Annotated in this window: 16 protein-coding genes; 6 read left to right on the top strand and 10 right to left on the bottom strand. The window is 61.0% G+C overall.

Annotated elements, in window-relative coordinates; translation table 11 throughout:
- Positions 1-30 precede the first annotated feature (30 nt).
- Together GE543_RS02585 and GE543_RS02580 are read left to right on the top strand one after the other, a co-directional pair.
- Positions 31-861 carry an undecaprenyl-diphosphate phosphatase gene (locus tag GE543_RS02585; RefSeq protein ID WP_003411294.1) on the top strand — a complete coding sequence of 277 codons (831 nt, stop codon included), beginning with the start codon at positions 31-33 and terminating at the stop codon, positions 859-861.
- Complete coding sequence (locus GE543_RS02580; RefSeq protein WP_153220541.1) at positions 858-1,292, top strand: DUF1294 domain-containing protein; 435 nt, start codon at positions 858-860, stop codon at positions 1,290-1,292. Before GE543_RS02585 ends, GE543_RS02580 begins: the two co-directional genes overlap by 4 nt.
- On the opposite strand, the gene GE543_RS02575 is transcribed toward GE543_RS02580, so the two are convergent.
- On the bottom strand, positions 1,287-1,655 hold the full coding sequence (locus GE543_RS02575; RefSeq protein WP_003411291.1) for an MmcQ/YjbR family DNA-binding protein: 369 nt from the start codon (positions 1,653-1,655) through the stop codon (positions 1,287-1,289). The two genes, GE543_RS02580 and GE543_RS02575, sit on opposite strands and share 6 nt — an antisense overlap.
- 126 nt (positions 1,656-1,781) lie before the next feature.
- On the opposite strand from GE543_RS02575, the gene pcaD reads away from it, so the two are divergent.
- The 4 genes from pcaD (at position 1,782) to GE543_RS02555 (ending at position 5,713) form a co-directional block, all read left to right on the top strand.
- Positions 1,782-2,573, top strand: a complete 792-nt coding sequence (gene pcaD, locus GE543_RS02570; protein WP_153220539.1) for a 3-oxoadipate enol-lactonase — start codon at positions 1,782-1,784, stop codon at positions 2,571-2,573.
- 80 nt (positions 2,574-2,653) lie between these two features.
- Positions 2,654-3,613 carry a LysR family transcriptional regulator gene (locus tag GE543_RS02565; RefSeq protein WP_003411289.1) on the top strand — a complete coding sequence of 320 codons (960 nt, stop codon included), beginning with the start codon at positions 2,654-2,656 and terminating at the stop codon, positions 3,611-3,613.
- A gap of 74 nt (positions 3,614-3,687) precedes the next feature.
- Positions 3,688-4,296 carry an FMN-dependent NADH-azoreductase gene (locus GE543_RS02560; RefSeq protein ID WP_003411288.1) on the top strand — a complete coding sequence of 203 codons (609 nt, stop codon included), beginning with the start codon at positions 3,688-3,690 and terminating at the stop codon, positions 4,294-4,296.
- A 376-nt stretch (positions 4,297-4,672) separates the two neighbouring features.
- Positions 4,673-5,713: a dienelactone hydrolase gene (locus tag GE543_RS02555; RefSeq protein WP_153220537.1), complete on the top strand. Its 1,041-nt coding sequence runs from the start codon at positions 4,673-4,675 to the stop codon at positions 5,711-5,713.
- A 9-nt stretch (positions 5,714-5,722) separates the two neighbouring features.
- Here the strand turns inward: GE543_RS02555 and GE543_RS02550 are convergent, their stop codons facing one another.
- The 9 genes from GE543_RS02550 to treZ all read right to left on the bottom strand — a co-directional run bounded on the left by GE543_RS02550 (position 5,723) and on the right by treZ (position 18,171).
- Positions 5,723-6,376, bottom strand: coding sequence for a glycosyltransferase family 2 protein (locus GE543_RS02550; RefSeq protein WP_046235294.1), 654 nt, complete (start codon positions 6,374-6,376; stop codon positions 5,723-5,725).
- Positions 6,345-6,971: an SAM-dependent methyltransferase gene (locus tag GE543_RS02545; protein WP_153220535.1), complete on the bottom strand. Its 627-nt coding sequence runs from the start codon at positions 6,969-6,971 to the stop codon at positions 6,345-6,347. Before GE543_RS02545 ends, GE543_RS02550 begins: the two co-directional genes overlap by 32 nt.
- A complete protein-coding gene (locus GE543_RS02540; protein WP_153220532.1) occupies positions 6,968-7,741 on the bottom strand; it encodes a PIG-L deacetylase family protein in 774 nt (257 codons plus the stop codon). Before GE543_RS02540 ends, GE543_RS02545 begins: the two co-directional genes overlap by 4 nt.
- A gap of 13 nt (positions 7,742-7,754) precedes the next feature.
- A complete protein-coding gene (locus GE543_RS02535; protein WP_153220530.1) occupies positions 7,755-8,768 on the bottom strand; it encodes an acyl-CoA dehydrogenase family protein in 1,014 nt (337 codons plus the stop codon).
- The gene (gene glgX, locus GE543_RS02530; protein WP_153220528.1) at positions 8,765-10,948 is read right to left on the bottom strand and encodes a glycogen debranching protein GlgX; all 2,184 of its coding nucleotides are present in this window, start codon (positions 10,946-10,948) and stop codon (positions 8,765-8,767) included. Before glgX ends, GE543_RS02535 begins: the two co-directional genes overlap by 4 nt.
- A gap of 156 nt (positions 10,949-11,104) precedes the next feature.
- The gene (locus GE543_RS02525) at positions 11,105-11,491 is read right to left on the bottom strand and encodes a DUF2934 domain-containing protein (RefSeq protein ID WP_153220526.1); all 387 of its coding nucleotides are present in this window, start codon (positions 11,489-11,491) and stop codon (positions 11,105-11,107) included.
- 17 nt (positions 11,492-11,508) lie between these two features.
- Positions 11,509-14,292 carry a malto-oligosyltrehalose synthase gene (locus GE543_RS02520; protein ID WP_153220524.1) on the bottom strand — a complete coding sequence of 928 codons (2,784 nt, stop codon included), beginning with the start codon at positions 14,290-14,292 and terminating at the stop codon, positions 11,509-11,511.
- Positions 14,289-16,367 (bottom strand): 4-alpha-glucanotransferase, encoded by a 2,079-nt coding sequence (gene malQ, locus GE543_RS02515; protein ID WP_153220522.1) that lies wholly within the window; start codon positions 16,365-16,367, stop codon positions 14,289-14,291. Before malQ ends, GE543_RS02520 begins: the two co-directional genes overlap by 4 nt.
- Positions 16,357-18,171, bottom strand: coding sequence for a malto-oligosyltrehalose trehalohydrolase (gene treZ, locus GE543_RS02510; RefSeq protein ID WP_153220520.1), 1,815 nt, complete (start codon positions 18,169-18,171; stop codon positions 16,357-16,359). Before treZ ends, malQ begins: the two co-directional genes overlap by 11 nt.
- Positions 18,172-18,187: the final 16 nt, after the last annotated feature.

Here is an 18,187-nt window from a genome sequence, read left to right as displayed (position 1 = left end):
GAGCCTGCGGCATCGCTTCATGGGGGAATGATGGATCTTTGGACCGCTGCTCAGGCGTTGATATTGGGTGTTGTAGAAGGGCTGACGGAGTTCCTGCCGATCTCCAGTACCGGGCATCAGATCATCGTCGCCGACCTGATCGATTTTGGCGGCGAGCGTGCCATGGCCTTCAACATCATCATTCAGTTGGGGGCGATTCTGGCGGTGGTCTGGGAGTTTCGGCGCAAGATCCTCGACGTGGTCGTGGGTTTGCCCAAACAGCAACAAGCGCAACGTTTCACCCTCAACCTGCTGATCGCCTTCATGCCGGCCGTGGTGCTGGGCGTTATTTTCGCCGATACCATCCACCATTACCTGTTCAATGCCATTACCGTGGCCACGGCGCTGGTCATCGGTGGGGTGATCATGCTCTGGGCCGAGCGCCGCGAGCACACCGTGCGCACCGAAACCGTCGATGACATGAGCTGGAGCGATGCGCTCAAAGTAGGCTTGGTACAGTGCCTGGCGATGATCCCCGGCACCTCGCGTTCGGGTTCGACGATCATTGGCGGCCTGCTGTTCGGCCTGTCCCGCAAGGCGGCGACCGAATTCTCGTTCTTCCTGGCCATGCCGACCATGGTCGGTGCCGCGGTGTATTCGGGCTACAAGTACCGTGACATGTTTCGCCCGGACGACTTCGCGGTGTTTGCCATCGGCTTCATCACCTCGTTCATCTTCGCGATGATCGCAGTGCGCGGTTTGCTCAAGTTCATCGCCACTCACAGTTATGCGGTGTTCGCCTGGTATCGCATCGCCTTCGGCCTGCTGATTCTGGCGACCTGGCAGTTTGGCTGGATCGACTGGGCATCGGCCAAGGCATGACAGCGAACCGCGAGTCGTCACGGCCAGCCAGCCGTGGCAGGACGCCGGTCCGGCAACTACGCTTGAAGGTACTGGTACTGTTGCTGCTGTGTGCGTTACCGGTCTACGGCACGGCGTCGCTGTGGCTGAGGCAAGTCACGCCGATTCCGGCGCTGGTCCTGATCGTCATGAGTCTGCTGGCGTTCTTGCTTTACCGGCATGACAAGCGACAGGCCGGCAACGCGGGCCAGCGCACGCCGGAGAACGTCCTGCATGGCGTCGAGCTGCTCGGTGGCTGGCCCGGCGCGCTGCTGGCGCAGCAGGTGTTCCGGCACAAGACCCGCAAGGTGTCTTTTCAGGTCGTGTTCTGGCTGATCGTGCTGGTGCATCAGGCGCTGTGGATTGACTGGCTGTTTTTGGGCAAGCGGCTTGTGCAACTGTTGCCGTTATAGTTTCAGGCCGATCTGCTGCCGTTTCGGCAGCTTGCCGACCACCAACTGGTGCGAGCGGGTCAGCAAATCGCGCACCTCATCGGCGCTCAGCGTCTGCAGGTCGGCCACGCTGATCCAGTGCGCACGCGCAAGGTAGGGCGCAGGTCGTATGCCGGGTCGATCCACATAACCCAGAAACAATTCCGGGTGGACCTTGAACGCAAGGTCCTCGCCGACCAGATCCATGACCGCGAACATTTTCTTTTCGGCGACGGAAAAAACCCGTATGCCGCCCCACTTGTAGTCTTCACGCGCGCCCGGCAGGTCGAGACAGAATCTGGCGATGTCTTCCTTGTGCAGGGTCTTTTGCGGGCTCTTTGGCATGGATGCTCCCTGGGTTCTGACGGCGCACGGTAAGCTGTTCGATAGCCGCACGGATATTCGATCCGCCGATTGTATGCTGCTGCGACACTGATTAGTGTGCAGCTTTGCCTTTCTCCGGAGTCTCGAATGTCTGCCGTGCAACTCGCTGATGGTCAACTGAACTACCTGCTCGAAGGTCCGGCGGGCGCGCCGGTGCTGGTGTTGTCCAATTCCCTGGGCACGGATCTGCACATGTGGGACAACCAGGTACCTGCCTTCAGCCGTCACTTTCAGGTATTGCGTTACGACACGCGCGGTCATGGCAAATCGCTGGTCACTGAGGGCAGTTACAGCATCGAGCAAAACGCTCGCGATGTGTTGGCGCTGCTCGACGTGCTGGACATCGACAAGGCTTTTTTCTGCGGCCTGTCCATGGGCGGGCTGATCGGCCAATGGCTGGCAATCAATGCGCCGCAGCGCCTGCACAAGGTCGTGCTGTGCAATACGGCCGCCAAAATCGGCAACCCCGACGTCTGGAATCCTCGCATCGAAACCGTTCTGCGTGACGGTCAGTCGGCCATGGTCGCGTTGCGCGATGCCTCGATCGCACGCTGGTTCACGCCTTCCTTCGCGGACGCCGAGCCCGCTGCGGTCGACACGGTTGTCGGCATGCTGGCACACACCTCGCCACAGGGTTACGCGGCCAATTGCGCGGCTGTGCGCGATGCGGATTTCCGTGAGCAGATCGCGTCCATCGAGCTGCCGGTGCTGGTGGTCTGTGGCACGCAGGATGCTGTAACGACCCCGGCAGACGGGCGTTTCATGGTCGAGCGGATTCAGGGTTCGCAGATCATCGAGCTGCACGCGGCGCACCTGTCCAGCGTCGAGGCGGGTGCGGCATTTACCGGCCCGGTGCTGGCATTTCTGACTGCCGAATGACCCGACGCGATCCTCATTCGCGGCCTTGAGACACGGGGCACGGCGCTGCATACTCCCGGCTCTGAAAACGAGGTGGCCGGGTGTTTGATCTCAACGATCTGTTTTATTTCGTCCAGGTGGTCGAGTGCCTCGGCTTTGCGCCGGCAAGCCGCAAGCTGGGGATCCCCAAGTCCAAGCTCAGCCGGCGCATTGCCGGGCTCGAGGAGCGCCTGGGTGTGCGCCTGATTCACCGCTCGACCCGTACCTTCGCGGTGACCGAAAGCGGGCGTGACTATTACGCGCATTGCGTGGCGATGCTGGTCGAGGCCGAGGCTGCCGAAGAGGCCATCCTGCGTTCCAAATCCGAACCGCAGGGCAGGGTGGTGATCAGTTGTCCTCCTGCGTTGGCAGCGATGGGCTTCAACGAGACCATCGCCCGTTTCGCGGCCGAGCACCCCAAGGTTCAGATTCAGGTCGAAAGTACCAACCGACGCGTCGACCCGCTGACCGAGAACATCGACATTGCGCTGCGTGTGCGCTTTCCCCCGCTGGAGGACGACGGGCTGGTGGTCAAGAAGCTCGGGCACAGTGCCCAGCGTCTGGTGGCGCGCGCGGACCTGGCGGCCAGGCTGTCTGCGACGCCTTCTCTCGACGCGCTGTCAACACTGCCCAGCCTCGACATGCCGTCCTCGAATCACGAGCACCGCTGGTTGCTGGAGACGCAGCCCGGCCAGTATGCCGAAATACGCCACACGCCCCGGCTCATCAGTTCGGACCTGGACATGATGCTGCAGGCTGCCTTGCAGGGTGTAGGCGTAGCGCAGCTTCCCGAGCTGATTGTCAGGGAAGCCCTGCAGGACGGACGCCTGGTAGAGCTGTTCAGTGAGCACCGGCCCAAGTGCGGCATCGTGCACGCTGTGTTCGCCTCGCGCCGAGGGCTGCTTCCAGCGGTCAGGGGCCTGCTGGATGTGTTCGAAACCTCATTCAAGGAACTGAGCCTGAGTCCTGATTCGCTTTATTGTTCTCTTAATAGAACGAACAGTCGCATTCAAGACCACTAATCATCTATTGCGATCAAGGATAGGATGCTCGCCACTTCATCGCCCCGTGGCGATTTTCTTATGGGAGCTACGTTATGAATCTATTGCACCTCGACTCCAGCATCCTCGGCGATCACTCTGCTTCGCGTCAGCTGACCCATGAGGTTGTCCAGGCCTACCTGAATGCTCACGCCGACAGCCAGGTCACCTACCGCGATCTGGCCAGCGATGCGCTTGGGCATTTCTCTGCCGCCAGCCTCGCCGCAGCGGGCACGCCGGTAGACGTCCGTGATGCCGCCCAGCAGCAGGAAGTGGCAGGCAACGAAGCCACTTTGCAGCAGTTTCTCGATTCGGACGTGCTGGTCATCGGCGCACCCATGTACAACTTCACCATTCCGACCCAGCTGAAAGCCTGGTTTGACCGGATTCTGATCGCGGGTCGCACCTTCCGTTATTCCGAAGCAGGCCCTGAAGGCCTGTGTGGCGGCAAGAAAGTCATTATCGTCTCTACCTCGGGCGGCCTGCACGCCGGGCAACCTAGTGGCAGCGGTCACGAAGAGCTGCTCAAGACGCTGTTCGCCTTCATCGGTATCACCGACCTGCAATTCGTCCGTGCCCACGGCCTGGCGTATGGCGAAGAGCCGCGTGCCAGCGCCATGAGCGCTGCTCAGCAATACATCCAGAACGAGCTGTTCGCGGCCTGATCAAAAGCCGTCTTCACGAAACTCTACAACCTGCGCGGGGTTTTCCTGCCGGGTTGTGGAGTTTTTTTGTTTCTGATGCAGGGCGATGGGCTGCGCTGAACGGCGCGCTGACGGGAGACAACCTTGACAGCTTTCTTACAGGTAGCGGGGTTCTTACAGGACTAGACTAGCCTTTTCGAGCACTGCCTTGTCAGGCTGGCGGAAATATCTGCCCTCGCGAAAAAACAACGGGCAGTTTATGGCCCGGCTTGTGCACTATTTCTGTTTTCAACACTCATATCTGGGTGGGAACGGCGCGCTGGAGCATGAAGCTCGACACAAGCGCTTGATGGATTGTCCGGACGAGTTTCCGGATTTGCAAAGGTTGGGCCTTGCCATGGTACGTCTTTGTGCAGTGATGCTGGTTTTCCTGCTCGATAGCCTTGTTTCGGTGCACGCTCAGGCGGATGAGTCCTGGAGCGCGGGCTATCACCCGTTGAGTTTCCCTGATCCGCTGGATTCCCAGCCGGTCGAGGCCATCGCCTTTTACCCGTCGACCGGCGCCGAGCAAGTGAGCACTCTGCATGGCTATCGCGTCGAGGCTGGCGAAGAGGCGCCTATCGCAATGGGCCGTTTCCCCTTGCTGTTGCTGTCGCACGGCAATACCGGCACCCCGCTGGCGCTGCATGACCTGGCCACTTCGCTGGCGCGTCAGGGGTTTGTGGTAGTTGCCGTGGTCCATCCTGGCGACAATGATCGCGATCACAGCCGTCTCGGCAGCCTGAGCAACCTGTATGGCCGCCCGCTGCAGATTTCCGAAGCGATCAGCACGGCCTTGCTCGACCCCTTGCTGGCTCCCTATCTCAATGCCCGGCAAGTGGGCGTGATCGGCTATTCGGCCGGTGGCGAAACCGCGCTGATTCTCGCCGGCGCGCAACCTGATCTGCAGCGGTTGCGTCAGTACTGCGTCGAACGCCCGACAGACCGCGACGCCTGCAAGACGCAGGGCGAACTGGTCGCAGACCGTGATGACCTTCACGCTCAGGCTGATCCGAGGGTCGGCGCATTGATGTTGATGGCCCCGTTGAGCCTGATGTTCGGCCGTCACACACTGGGTGATGTGCACGTGCCGGTTTTGATGTACGCGGGTGATGACGATCAGTTGCTGGCGATCGACAGAAACGCAGAAGCACTGGCGCGCAAGCTGCCGCAGCCGCCCGACTACAAGTTACTGGCCGGGGCAGGGCATTTCGTGTTCATGGCACCGTGCAGTGATGAACAACGCGCGAGTGCGCCGTTGCTGTGTAACGACCCTGACGGAGTCGACCGCGAGGATATTCACCGTAACCTGAGTGCCGAAGCGGTGCGCTTCTTCAGTGCGGCGCTCAATTCCGCCGACGATGACCGTTCAGGCATGCAGACGGCACATCATCAGTAAGCTCGCCGTTCAGGCGTTCAGCGAACTCAGAAAATCACCAAACCCGCCCCTGGCTTTCGAGTCGAGGCGGGTACTGGTCGTGACCCTAGGGCGGCAGCTCCAGGCGATCCGCGCACCGATCAATTCCAGTTGTCGGACCAAGTGCACGTCCTCGTGACAGGTCAGGGCCGGAAATCCACCGGCGCTGATATACGCAATCGAGCTGACGCCCAGGTTGGCACCATGAATATGTCGGTGACCGTCACGGTGCTGGTAATGCTGCAGGTAAGCGGCCTGCGCGGCGGCCGAAATGTCCTTGCTCCAGTCGCCGGGCGTGACCGTGCCGCACACCGCGTCGGCATCCAGCGCCAGCTGTTCGGCGAGCCAGTCGTTGGCCACGGTACTGTCGCCATCGGTACACGCCAGCCAGCGTGCACCCCGGTCGAGAAGAAACTCCGCGCCCTGTGCTCGAGCCTGCCCCACGTTGCGCGCACACACTTCGAGAATCATCACGCCATGGGCACGCGCGATCTCCGCCGAGCGATCAGTGCAGCTGTCGAGAACCACCAGCACTTCCACGCATTCGCCCTTGAGGTCGGGGTGTGCAGCCGCCTGCTTTATCGTTTCGAGACACAAGTCGAGTAACTGCTCTTCATTGTGCACCGGGATCAGTATGCCGATCATCGGAGAATTCCTGTTCTGCTACGGAGGTTCCATCACGACTCCACAGGTCCAGCAGGAAATCCTGTTCGTGATGACTGAAAAGTCGGTGCATGGACAAGCGTGCAGCAAGTATGTCGTGAACCGCCTGGGCGTTCAGCGGGCAGCCTTCGATATCAGGCCGCCAGTGACAGGCGAGCAACTGGCCATCCGGTGCGAGGGCCGCCAGTGCGCGGTCGATCAGGCCGTGCAGGTCGTCGGCGTCCAGGTAATAACCCATCTCGCTGAAGACGATCAGGTCAAATTCGCCCTGCGGCCATTGCTGCGGCAAACGCGCCTGCAACACTTTGGCATGGGGCACGCTGGCCAGACGCTTGCGTGCCAGGTCCGCAGCCAGGTTCGAGGTGTCGCAGCACACCAGCGAATCGCAGCGCCCGGCAAGATCGGCACTGAGTTCACCGTTGGCACAGCCAGGCTCGAATATCGAGCGGTAGCGTTCGCGGGGCAGGACGGCCAAGGTCAGGGCGCGCTTGCGCCGTTCGTACCAGCGTTGCTTGAATGCCCACGGGTCATCGTTGTTGAGAAACAGCTCATTGAAATAACTGTCCTCGACGCTCATGTAAACACCACTTCAAAGGGCTGCAGCAGCCTTTCCAGCACTGCGTCCGGCAAAACCGGGGACAGACCGATTGCCGGATCACCCTGCAACTGGCTGGTGAACGCCTGAGCAGCGTTGCGTTTATGGGCCAGCGTGACCGGGTCGAGCAGCAGCTTGCGCGCTCTGTCCCACGGCAGACGTTGGTCTTCGGGATCAGCCCAGTGCCAGGCCCAGACCGGCACCTCGTGGAACTGTGCTCCGGTGGTCGTGCAGGCCTTGGCACTGGCTCTGCCGACCGCTTCATGGTCGCCGTGGCCATCTTCTGCCCAAGTGGCGAATACCACGTCGGCAGGCCCCAGATGCTGTTCAAGAAAGGCCACCAGTTGATCTTCCGCGTCGGCCACGGCGCCGTCCTGAAGGCCGCAACGCAACCACTCAAGGCGCTCTGCAGGTATACCGAGGCGATTCAGGGCTTCGGCACTTTCCTCAGGTCGGGCTTTGCACAGACGATCGACGGGCCAGAGCGTGGAGCCGGGATGGCTGGCTGTACCATCGGTGACCGAGATCAGTAACAGGCTGCGCTCCAGTTGCGCCAGTTGGCTCATCAGACCGCCACAGGCCAGTATTTCATCATCCGGGTGCGGGGCGATGATCACGGCTCGGCAATTGGTCGGCACCAGCAAGTCAGCGGTAATCACAGGCAGGCCGTGCAGCTTGGTCGAAGCGTTCCAGGCGGCGAGGGAAGTGCCCTGGCCGGACTCGTCATCACTCACTACGAACCCTTCACTCATGCTCTATACGCTCTCATAGTGACCACGTGCGTGCAGCGGGCAACGCCTTGCCGGACAACTGGCCCAATGCCGCAAGGTCCTGTTCGGCGTGGCTCTGACGCAGGAAAACCGGCAGGTCGGTGATCAGCCGGGCGAAGTGCGGGTCCTTGCAATAAGGGCCGGCCCCGACGGCACGGCCCACATGCTGAATCACCAGGTCGGCGGCTTGTTCGACATAAGCACGGCAACGTCTGGCAAGCATCTCGGCATTGTCGGCTGGCGCCTGATCGAGGTGCCCGGCAGCGGCGCGCAACACATCGATTGCGGCATGCAGTGCGACGTCCACAGCGCCAAGGTGCGCAAGGGCGTGCGGCTCTTCGCGCTTGCCGACATGGGCCAGCAGGCGCTGCGCGATGGCGCGTGATGCGCCGTACCAGCAGGCAGCAATGCCGATGCCGCCCTGCCAGAAGCCAGGCCTGTCGAGATAGCCACCCGGCGCTCCGATCGCTTGACCGATGGCGTTGTCGAACACCACGTCGATGCTGCCGGTCGCACCCATGCCCACTGCGCGCCAACCGTCGCCGGTCATGTGTACGCCGGGCTGGTCAAGGCGTACCGCGACCAGCTGCTGCCGATGTTCAGCGTCCCATGCCGTGATCAATGCATGGCTCAACGCCGAAGCGCCTGAGCACCATGCTTTGCGGCCGTGCAGGCGAACTGCATCGCCTGCGCCGCTGATATTCACCCGTGCCTGCGGCGGCTCTGCCGCCCACATGCCCCAGGTGCTGAATTGTTCGGGGGGCGGGGCACCCAGTTCCGCCATGATCGCCAAGGCGTCTGTGTGCCCCTCGTACAACTTGCACAACCCCAGGTCGTGGCCTGCAACGCAGGCCAGCGCCCGCCAGCGCTCAAGTGTCTGACCGCGGGCAGGCAGGGGAAGCTGATCCAGACCTTCGTTGACCAATGCCTGCAAGCACTCGCCCAGCGCACGCGTATCGGCATAACCGTGCTTGCGCCAGTCGAGAAACTCACTCAAGGCATCAATCATTGCTGGTCTTCACGCTTCAGTTCGAACAGCAGCAGCGAACGCGGCGTTACGGTGTATTGCGAACCGAACGCGAAGTGCTCCTTGCTGCGTGCATCATCCTGATTGGTGTCGATCAGGCACTCGTAATGGGTACCTTCAGGCACTTCCGGCAGGGTGAAGTTGACGCCGTCATGATGCGCGTTGACCACCAGCAGCAGCGTGGCGTCGGCACCCGCGCGGCGGATACCGGTTTCCTGTGCGCGACCGTCCATCAGCATGCCCAGGCAACGGCCATTGGCATCGTGCCACTGCTCGACGCTCATCTCGTTGCCATCCGGAGCAAGCCAGGTCACGTCCTTGACGCCGATCTCTTCGTTGTAATCGCCTACCAGGAAGCGGCTGCGACGCAGGATCGGGTAGGTCTGACGCAGCTTGATCACGCGGGTGACGAACTTGAGCAGCGCTTCGCCATCTTCGTCCAGATCCCAGTTGATCCAGCCAATCTCGCTGTCCTGGCAGTAGGCATTGTTGTTGCCGTGCTGAGTACGCGCGAACTCATCGCCCGCCACAATCATCGGCGTGCCTTGTGCCAGCAGCAGGGTGGCGAACAAGTTGCGCATCTGACGCAGACGCAGGCTGTTGATTTCCGGATCTTCGGTCGGACCTTCAACGCCGTGGTTCCAGGACAGGTTGTTGTTGCTGCCGTCCTGGTTGTTTTCGTCGTTGGCTTCGTTGTGCTTGTCGTTGTACGACACCAGGTCATGCAGCGTGAAACCATCGTGCGCGGTGATGAAGTTCACGGACGCCTGCGGACGACGGCCGCGCTGGTTGAACATGTTGCCGGACGCGGTCATGCGCGCAGCGAAGTCAGCCAGTTGAGCTTCGTCGCCTTTCCAGAAGGCACGAACCGTGTCGCGGAACTTGTCGTTCCATTCCATCCAGCCTGGTGGGAAACCGCCCACCTGGTAGCCGCCCGGACCGCAGTCCCATGGCTCGGCGACCAGTTTGACCTGACGCAGCACCGGGTCCTGACGGCAGGCGACCAGGAAGCTGTGGCGCTCGTCGAAACCGTCGTGGTAGCGGCCCAGAATGGTCGCCAGGTCGAAGCGGAAGCCGTCGACGTGCATTTCCGAAGCCCAGTAACGCAGGGAGTCGGTGACCATTTGCAATACGCAAGGGTGGCTCAAGTCGAGGGTGTTGCCAGTGCCCGAGTCGTTGATGTAGTAGCGCTTGTCGTCCGGCATCAGTCGGTAGTACGAAGCGTTGTCGATACCGCGCATCGACAGGGTAGGGCCCAGCTCGTTGCCTTCGGCGGTGTGGTTGTAGACCACATCGAGGATGACCTCGAGACCGGCGTGGTGCAGGTGCGCAACCATTTCCTTGAATTCGGCAATCTTGCCGCTCGCCAGGTAACGCGGGTCCGGGGCGAAGAACGCGATGCTGTTGTAGCCCCAATAGTTGGTCATGCCCTTTTGCAGCAAATGCTGGTCGTTGACGAAGGCATGAATCGGCAGCAGCTCGACGGAGGTCACACCCAGCTTGCGAATGTGCTCGACGACCGGCGCTAATCCGAGACCGGCGAACGTGCCGCGCAGCTCTTCGGCCACCTCAGGGTGACGCATGGTGATGCCGCGTACGTGGGTTTCGTAGAAAATCGTCTTGTCCCAAGGCGTACCGACGCGCTGATCACGACCCCAGGTATAGGCCTCGTCGATCACTTTGCTTTTCGGTACGAAAGGGGCGCTGTCGCGTTCGTCGAAGCTAAGGTCGCCATCAGGATGGCCGATGGTGTAACCGAACAGCGCTTCCGACCACTTCAGCTCGCCAACCAGTTGCTTGGCGTACGGGTCGATCAGCAGCTTGTTGTGGTTGAAGCGATGACCATTCTTCGGGTCGTAAGGACCGTACACACGATAGCCATAGATCTGGCCCGGGTGCGCGTCCGGCAGGTAGCCGTGGTAAATCTCGTCGGTGTATTCCGGAAGTTCGATGCGTTCCAGTTCGATTTCGCCAGTGGAGTCGAACAGGCACAGCTCTACCTTGGTGGCGTTGGCCGAGAACAGGGCGAAGTTGACGCCCAGGCCATCCCAGCTTGCACCGAGAGGAAAGGGAAGTCCTTCACGAATGCGAGACGGGGTACTGCCAGGGTTGTCTAGCGGGGCTGAATTATCTTCTGCCGGTGTAGTGGACTTCGTATTCATGATGACTTCCTGACGTCGAATGATTTTCTGAGCGGCCAAGGCCGCTATCGAAGCCGCAGGCTCCGATACTGACGATAATGTAAGGGGGTGTAGCAGGCCTCATCTCTGGTCAGAGCGAGACCTGCAATAACTGACCGGTGCGCGGCCAGAAGAGTTTCAAGAATTCGACGGCTTGCGTGGCTTCTTCGGAGCAGGTTTGGCAGGGGCAGCGGTTGCAGCGGCTGCAGCGGGCTTGGCCTTGGGTGCAGGTTTGGGAGCCGCCTTGGGAGCAGGCTTGGGCTTGGCTTCGCCAGCAGGCTTTGGCGCAGGCGCCGATTTTGCGGCCGGCTTGGCTGCGCCCTTGGCAGGCGCCTTGGCGCTGTCTACCTCAGGCAGCTTGGGCTTGGTTGATTTGCGCACACTGGACTTGTTCGGCGCCAGCGCTTCGGCCTCGGCCAGCTTGCGCGCCATTTCCCAGTGACGCTCGTCGTGACCGGAAGGTTTACCCTCCGATTCCCAGATTTGGTAAGCAAAGTCGCGAATTCTTTTTTCGTCGGCACTCATCTTGAGACTCCCAGCTATTACATAGTTTGAATAAGCAGATTGACGGAAAATCTTTCAAGCGCTGCACTGAGCGGTACTTCCCGATCACTCGTCACGACAACGTCAGAAAAGAGTCCCTTCCAGTCAGAACCGGAGTCGGCAAACGGCAACATGATCCGTGTGTCGCCCCAATTGGCAGCATTAATCAATGGAGTTTGCGCAGTACCCAATAGTTCACTGCATGTGCGTGGTACTACGATGATAGCGCGCACTCCTTGCGTCTCCCGGGCAAAGGCCATCACCTGCTCGGCGTGGCTGCCCTTTATGTCCAGAGGTTGATAACTGCCCTCGCTGAACAGTCCCGGATGTTCGGCCCGCAGGTTTAAGACCTTCGCGATCAGCGCCTGCTTGATGCGCCCGTCCTTCCAGTCAGTCAGCAGCTCGGTAACGCTTGCGTCTTCGGCCAGGGCCTGTTTCCGTGCAGCGTAGTCAACCGGGCGGCGGTTGTCCGGGTCCACCAGGCTGAAATCCCAGAACTCGGTGCCCTGATACAAATCGGGAACACCGGGTACGCTCAAGCGTAGCAAGGTTTGCGCCAGACTGTTGAGCGCGCCGGCGGTGGCAATACGGTTGGCTGTCGCACTGAGGGATTGACGCAGCGCCAGGGCTTCCGGTGCCAGCAGCAAACGCTCGAGAAATTCGCGGCAAGCGGTTTCGTAGGGCTGATTCGGTGCACTCCAGCTGCTTTGCAGCTTGGCTTCGCGCAGGGCTTTCTCCTGCCATTGGACCATGCGCTTCGCGTATTCCTGGTGAGCTTCTTCGCCCTCCAGGCTCAACGGCCAGCTGCCCAGCAAGGCCTGATAAAGCATCAGCTCGTCGCCGGCACTGATCGTCGGCTCGTCACCCTTGAGCGGCATTGCCAGCTGTCTCCAGCGCTCCACCTGTTCGGCGTACCACGGGGCGCATTCACTCAGCACTGCAAGACGTGTACGCGTATCTTCGCCACGCTTGTGATCGTGCGTTGCGGTGGTCAGCAAATTGTCTGGAAACTTCTCCAGACGCTGCAGGCAGACCTGATGGAAGTCTTCTACCGGCGCACTGAAGTGCTGCGGATGGAAACCCACATCGTTGCGCGAGAGCAGCACGGCAGAGCGGTAGAACGAAGTGTCTTCGACCGACTTGGCGGCAACCGGGGAGGTCAGTTGCTGGAAGCGTACGCAGGCATTCTTGTAGAGCTTGCGCAGCGGCCCGCGGGACAGTTTTCGCCACGGTTCGCCACCCAGCCAGCGTGCCAGGTAATCCAGCACCGGCCAGTCGCCTTCGTTAAGCGTCGCACGCGCGCCTTCCATGGCCTGCTGGAAATACCTGTCGTCTTGCGCCGAGCGGCCGCACACCGAGATATAGGTGCGATAGATCGGGAAGTTGACGATCAGCGCGAGCAGGGCACGGCGAATCGCACCCAAGGTCAGGTCGCGGCTCATCAGGTCGCTGCGTGCAACCTGCAGCAACGATTGAGCGACGTTCTCGAAATCGCCCGCCAGGGTGCCGTGCAGGACCAGATCCCGGGCCACCAGTACTTCCTGATCGAAGTCAGCGGTACGTTCTGTCAGGCGGCTCCACAGCTCACCCAGAGGCTCTTCGCCCTTGGGGTCGTGTTGCAGCAGTGACACCTGGTTCATGAACTCGTAACCGGTCGTGCCGTCAACGCTCCAGTCTTCACGCAGCGGCTCGTCGGGGCCGAGAATTTTCTCGACGAAGATCGGCAGATGATCGATCTGCGCGTGCTCGGGGCGCAGTTTGAGCAGACTTTTGACCCGACGATGCAGCTTGCGACCGTAGCCGCGCGGATCAGCCAGCCCATCGATGTGGTCGATACGCAGCCCGTCGACCAGACCATCGGCGATCAGCTGGAATATCTTGCCGTGGGTGGCTTCGAACACCTGTGGCCGCTCGACACGCAGGCCGCCCAGCTCGTTGATGTCGAAGAAACGCCGCCAGTTGATGTCATCGCCAGCGGTGCGCCAGCTGGCCAGACGATAGTGCTGGCGTTCCAGCAACAGGTGCAGGCGCTGGAAACCTTGCGGTTTGCTGGAATCGAAATGCGCGAGGATCTGCTCGATACCCTTGAGCACCTGCGGGTCCTTGGCCAGTTCGGCCAGCTCGGCCTTGGCCTGGCGTGCGCGCTCATAGGCCTGCGGGAACTGTGCCAGTGCGCTGAAACGCTGGGCCATGTCCTTCAGTTGCGGCTGATCCACGGCCGCCAACAGCGAGTCGTAAGTCAGTGGGCAGATCGGAAAGTGATGCTGATAGTGCTCGATGTAAAACGAGCCATGCTCGGCATCGAAGCGCAGCGGGATTTCGCCGGCTTGCAATACCGTGCCGTAATCGCTGCTCAGGAATGGCAGCAACAGCTGGCCTTCCAGCAGTGGGTCAGGCGAATTCCACTGAATGTCGAAGAACTCTGCATACGGGCTGCGACGGCCCCATTCCAGCAGGTCCAGCCACCACGGGTTGTCGGCACCGCCGACCGCCATGTGGTTGGACACGATATCGAGAATCAGGCCCATGCCGTGCTCGCGCAAGGTCTCGACCAGACGCAGCAGGGCAGGTTCGCCGCCCAGTTCCGGGTTGATGACCGTCGGGTCGACCACGTCATAGCCGTGCATCGAGCCGGCACGCGCCTTGAGCAGCGGTGACGCGTAGACGTGACTGATACCCAGGCTGGCGAAGTAGGGCACCAGTGGCACGGCGTCGTCGAGGGTGAAGTCCTTGTGGAATTGCAGGCGCTGGGTGGCGCGCAAAGGCTGTAATGGACGGGTCATTGATCACGCTCCGTAGCCTGCAGCCGGGATCGGGAAAGCAATTCCAGTCGTCGAGCAGCATTCGGGTTATCAAGCAGAGAGGCCGCATCGCCGGGAAGACGTCTGCGCCAGTTGGGGTGACTGTCAATGGTGCCGGGCAGGTTAGCCTGCTCCTCGACACCCAAGGCGTCTTCTATCGGCAGCAAGACCAGTGGCGCACGTGTATGGCCCAGGTAGCTGATACTCGCGTCGATGATCTGCGCCGGGTCTTCAGTACCGGAGGGCATACTGTCGATGTTCTGACTCAAGGCACGCCGCAGGCTTTCATATTCCCGCGTGCGCTCTTCGCGCCACTGCGATTCGTGCTGATCGTCAATGTGACCGAGGCGCGCGTTCCACTCGATATCCAGTTCGCTGAGCCAGCCTGCGAGGGTAGGCAGGTCGTGGGTACTGGTGGTCGCCAATGCTTGATCGGACCAGTCGAGAATCGGCTTGAACTGACCATTGTTCTGTTCGAACAGCAGTACGCGCATGCCAAGAATCGCCCTGGCACTGAGTTTTTCGCTCAGGCCTTCAGGCACCGTACCAAGGTCTTCACCCAGCACGATCGCCTTATGCCGCCAGGATTCCAGGCTCAGCAGGCGAAGCATGTCGTCCAGCGGGAAATTCAGATACGCGCCTTCGCTGGGAGGCGCCCCTTGCGGGATGACCCATAGGCGCTGCAAGCCCATGACATGGTCGATACGCAACCCGCCAGCATGGGCGAAGTTGGCCCGCAGCATCTCGATGAACGCGCGAAAGCCATTACGTTTGAGGCCGTCCGGTGAAAAGGCGGAAATCCCCCAGCTCTGGCCGGCACGATTGAGAATGTCCGGGGGCGCGCCGACGGTCAGGGCCGACAGCAACTCGTCCTGGCGACTCCAGGCCTGGCTTCCGGCGCCATCGGCACCCACTGCCAGGTCAGCGATCAGGCCGACGCGCATGCCGCTGCTGCGTGCTGCAACCTGTGCACGCTCCAGACCACGGGTTATCAACCATTGTGCGAATGCATGGAAGCTGATTTGCTCGCTATGGCTTTTGGCAAATTCTGCGACGGCGTCGCCGCGAGGGTCTTTGAACTGCTCAGGCCATTCATGCCAATTGCTGCCGATGTTCAGCGTTTCTGACTCGGCACACAGCGCTTCGAAGCGGCAGTGATTTTCCAGCGCTTCGCCACCGCTGTGGCGGAAGCTGTTGAAGTCTTCGTGCAGCGGGTGATCACCCGCACTGAAGCCTTCATAAAGCGCGTGCAGCGCTTTCCATTTGGCGTTGGCCGCGGCTGGCCAGTCGATCAGCGTCTGTGTTTCAAGGCGCTTCATCTCGTCGCCGACGCGCGCGTCTTCGATGGCCTGACGCCACGCACTTTCACCGAGAATCGCACCCGGCGACGCGTACAGGCTGTTGAGAAACAGCCTGCTGGACGGTGAATAAGGACTGTAACGGTGAGGGTCGTTGGCGAACATGGCGTGGATCGGGCTGATGCCCAACGCGTCGGCACCTCGCTCGCCAGCCGAGCGCAAGACCTTCTCCAGTGCCTCGGTGTCACCAAAACCGCCATCACCTTCGCGGCGCAAGCTGTACAGCTGAGCGGTCAGGCCCCAGCCGTGCGGCTTCGAGGTCTCGGTGGCCATTGCCATGCTGAAGCAGGTTTTCGGCGCGACCGCGATGGTCAGGTGCTGGCCGGCAATTTCCAGCTGCTGGTAGCCCGGCGGGGCCAGCGCCGGAAGCTCTGCGTTCGAGGTCAGCCTGGCATCCAGTGAAGAGCCGTCTTCGAGGTGTAGCGTGAACGGCGTTTGTGGCGCGAACCACTGCGACAGGTCCAGATTGCTTTCCACATCGACCGTCAGCAGTGGCGGGGCAGTGGCGCCGTGACTGGCCTTTTGCAGGCGCAGCAGGCTGGCATCGATAGCCTCGCCGTTTTCAGCCGGATAGCCCAGCGCCTCCAATACCTTGCGCAGCACATCAGGGCTGACGGTCTGTGGTCGAGCGTTGGCATCAACCCAGTGCACCGACAAGCCTGCCTCGGTCGCAAGCCTCTCCAATTGCTCATTGTTCATCCTGTTCCTCCAGAACATCACTTGCTGTCAGGCTGACAATGGCCGTGTAAGCATTGAGGATGCCGCGTGGGGAAAGTTCGGACGATTTCTCGGCGCTGGAGAATATCTCGCGGGCGCCCGTTTGTGGCGGTGCGTCAACCGCGTGCTCGCTGAGATTGAGATCAATACGCAGCTCGCTACCATCACCCAGTGTCCAGCGTGCACTGACCGCCTTGTCGCCGAGAATATCGGTCTTCAGGAAGCGTGCGCCTTGCAGGCGCGGCATGATTTCCTGGTGCCGCAAGGCCAGCAACTGCGTGTAGAACTCCAGCCAGCTGCGATGATCCAGGCCTATGTCGGTATCGAGATCGACCGCTGAAAACGCCGGGCGTGACGCTTCGAATGTCTTGATGTCGTTTGGATCAGGAATGTGCTCGCGCTTTTCCGGATCGGCGAATGCGGCGAAATCAGCAAACTCCTTGCGACGTCCTTCACGTACCGCATCGGCCAGCTCGCCGTGGTGGCTGGTGAAGAACAGAAACGGTTCGCTGGCCGCCCATTCATCGCCCATGAACATCAGCGGGATCATCGGTGAAAGCAGCAGCAGGGCAGTGGCGGCTTTCAATGCCGCAGGTGCGCAGAGTTGCGGCAGGCGTTCACCGAGGGCGCGGTTGCCGATCTGATCGTGGTTCTGCAGAAACAACACAAAAGCCGACGGCGACAGGTGCGCGCTGGGCTCGCCTCGCGTGTGCCCGTGACGCGTCGGTTCGCCTTGATAGACAAACCCTTCGCTGAGCAGGCGCGCAAGCTTTTGCGTGGGCTCTTTGGCGAAGTCGGAATAGTAGGCGTCGGTTTCACCGGTCAACAGCACGTGGAGGGTGTTGTGCCCGTCGTCGTCCCATTGAGCATCGAAGCCCTTTTCCAGAAGACCGGCCTGGTTGAACTCGTTCTCAAGGTTCAGCCACACGTGGCGGCCTGGTTCAATGCGGCCACGAACCCGCTCTGCGAACTCGGGCAGGAAGGTCTCGTCGCGAATGGCATGAACAGCGTCCATGCGCAGGCCGTCGAAGCGGTACTCGAGCAGCCACATCAGGGCATTATCGACAAAAAAGTCGCGCACCTGCGGGCGTCTGAAGTCGATCGCATCGCCCCATGGGGTGTGCAGGTCGCTGCGGAAAAACTCCTTGGCGTAACTGCCCAGGTAGTTGCCGTCCGGACCGAAGTGGTTGTACACCACGTCCAGAATCACCATCAGGCCAAGACCGTGGGCAGTGTCGATCAGGTGCTTGAGCTGTTCCGGCGTGCCGTAGGAGGATTGCGGAGCGTAATGCAGAACGCCATCGTAGCCCCAGTTGCGATCACCGGGGAACTGCGCGAGCGGCATCAGTTCGATTGCGGTAACGCCCAGTTTGGCGAGTCGCGGCAGGTGCTTTTCCACGCCAGCGTAGCCACCCATGGCGCCCACGTGCAGTTCGTAGATAACCGCTTCATGCCAGGGACGCCCGTTCCATGCAGTGTTTTGCCATGAATAGGCGTCAGGGTCGACGACGAGGCTTTCAGAATGAACGTCATCGACTTGCGCGCGGGAAGCGGGGTCAGGAACGTCCAGCTCGTGGTCGATCCTGAAGCGGTAGCGAGTACCCGCCTTGCAGCGGGCCTCGAGGACGAACCAGCCGTCGGACTGAGGCAGCATGGCCAGTGACTGGCCATCCTGCAGTTCGACATTTACGAAGGAGGCATCCGGTGCCCAGAGGGCAAACCGGGTGTGTTCAGGGTCCAACAAAACGGCGCCGTGGCGCCAGTTATCGTCTGTACGCAGGGGCATCCATTAAATCCTTAAC

Source organism: Pseudomonas sp. SZ57 (assembly GCF_009495975.1).
GTDB classification, from domain to species: Bacteria; Pseudomonadota; Gammaproteobacteria; order Pseudomonadales; family Pseudomonadaceae; genus Aquipseudomonas; species Aquipseudomonas syringae.
The sequence above is the reverse complement of the archived record's forward strand: the minus strand, read 5'-3'. Positions and strand labels throughout refer to the sequence as shown.

What these genes read in the sequence shown, in the direction of transcription:
- GE543_RS02585 (WP_003411294.1), top strand. Translation starts at nt 31, where the DNA reads ATGGATCTTTGGACCGCTGCTCAGGCGTTGATATTGGGTGTTGTAGAA.
- GE543_RS02580 (WP_153220541.1), top strand. Translation starts at nt 858, where the DNA reads ATGACAGCGAACCGCGAGTCGTCACGGCCAGCCAGCCGTGGCAGGACG.
- GE543_RS02575 (WP_003411291.1), bottom strand. Translation starts at nt 1,655, where the DNA reads ATGCCAAAGAGCCCGCAAAAGACCCTGCACAAGGAAGACATCGCCAGA.
- pcaD (WP_153220539.1), top strand. Translation starts at nt 1,782, where the DNA reads ATGTCTGCCGTGCAACTCGCTGATGGTCAACTGAACTACCTGCTCGAA.
- GE543_RS02560 (WP_003411288.1), top strand. Translation starts at nt 3,688, where the DNA reads ATGAATCTATTGCACCTCGACTCCAGCATCCTCGGCGATCACTCTGCT.
- GE543_RS02555 (WP_153220537.1), top strand. Translation starts at nt 4,673, where the DNA reads ATGGTACGTCTTTGTGCAGTGATGCTGGTTTTCCTGCTCGATAGCCTT.
- GE543_RS02550 (WP_046235294.1), bottom strand. Translation starts at nt 6,376, where the DNA reads ATGATCGGCATACTGATCCCGGTGCACAATGAAGAGCAGTTACTCGAC.
- GE543_RS02545 (WP_153220535.1), bottom strand. Translation starts at nt 6,971, where the DNA reads ATGAGCGTCGAGGACAGTTATTTCAATGAGCTGTTTCTCAACAACGAT.
- GE543_RS02540 (WP_153220532.1), bottom strand. Translation starts at nt 7,741, where the DNA reads ATGAGTGAAGGGTTCGTAGTGAGTGATGACGAGTCCGGCCAGGGCACT.
- GE543_RS02535 (WP_153220530.1), bottom strand. Translation starts at nt 8,768, where the DNA reads ATGATTGATGCCTTGAGTGAGTTTCTCGACTGGCGCAAGCACGGTTAT.
- glgX (WP_153220528.1), bottom strand. Translation starts at nt 10,948, where the DNA reads ATGAATACGAAGTCCACTACACCGGCAGAAGATAATTCAGCCCCGCTA.
- GE543_RS02525 (WP_153220526.1), bottom strand. Translation starts at nt 11,491, where the DNA reads ATGAGTGCCGACGAAAAAAGAATTCGCGACTTTGCTTACCAAATCTGG.
- GE543_RS02520 (WP_153220524.1), bottom strand. Translation starts at nt 14,292, where the DNA reads ATGACCCGTCCATTACAGCCTTTGCGCGCCACCCAGCGCCTGCAATTC.
- malQ (WP_153220522.1), bottom strand. Translation starts at nt 16,367, where the DNA reads ATGAACAATGAGCAATTGGAGAGGCTTGCGACCGAGGCAGGCTTGTCG.
- treZ (WP_153220520.1), bottom strand. Translation starts at nt 18,171, where the DNA reads ATGCCCCTGCGTACAGACGATAACTGGCGCCACGGCGCCGTTTTGTTG.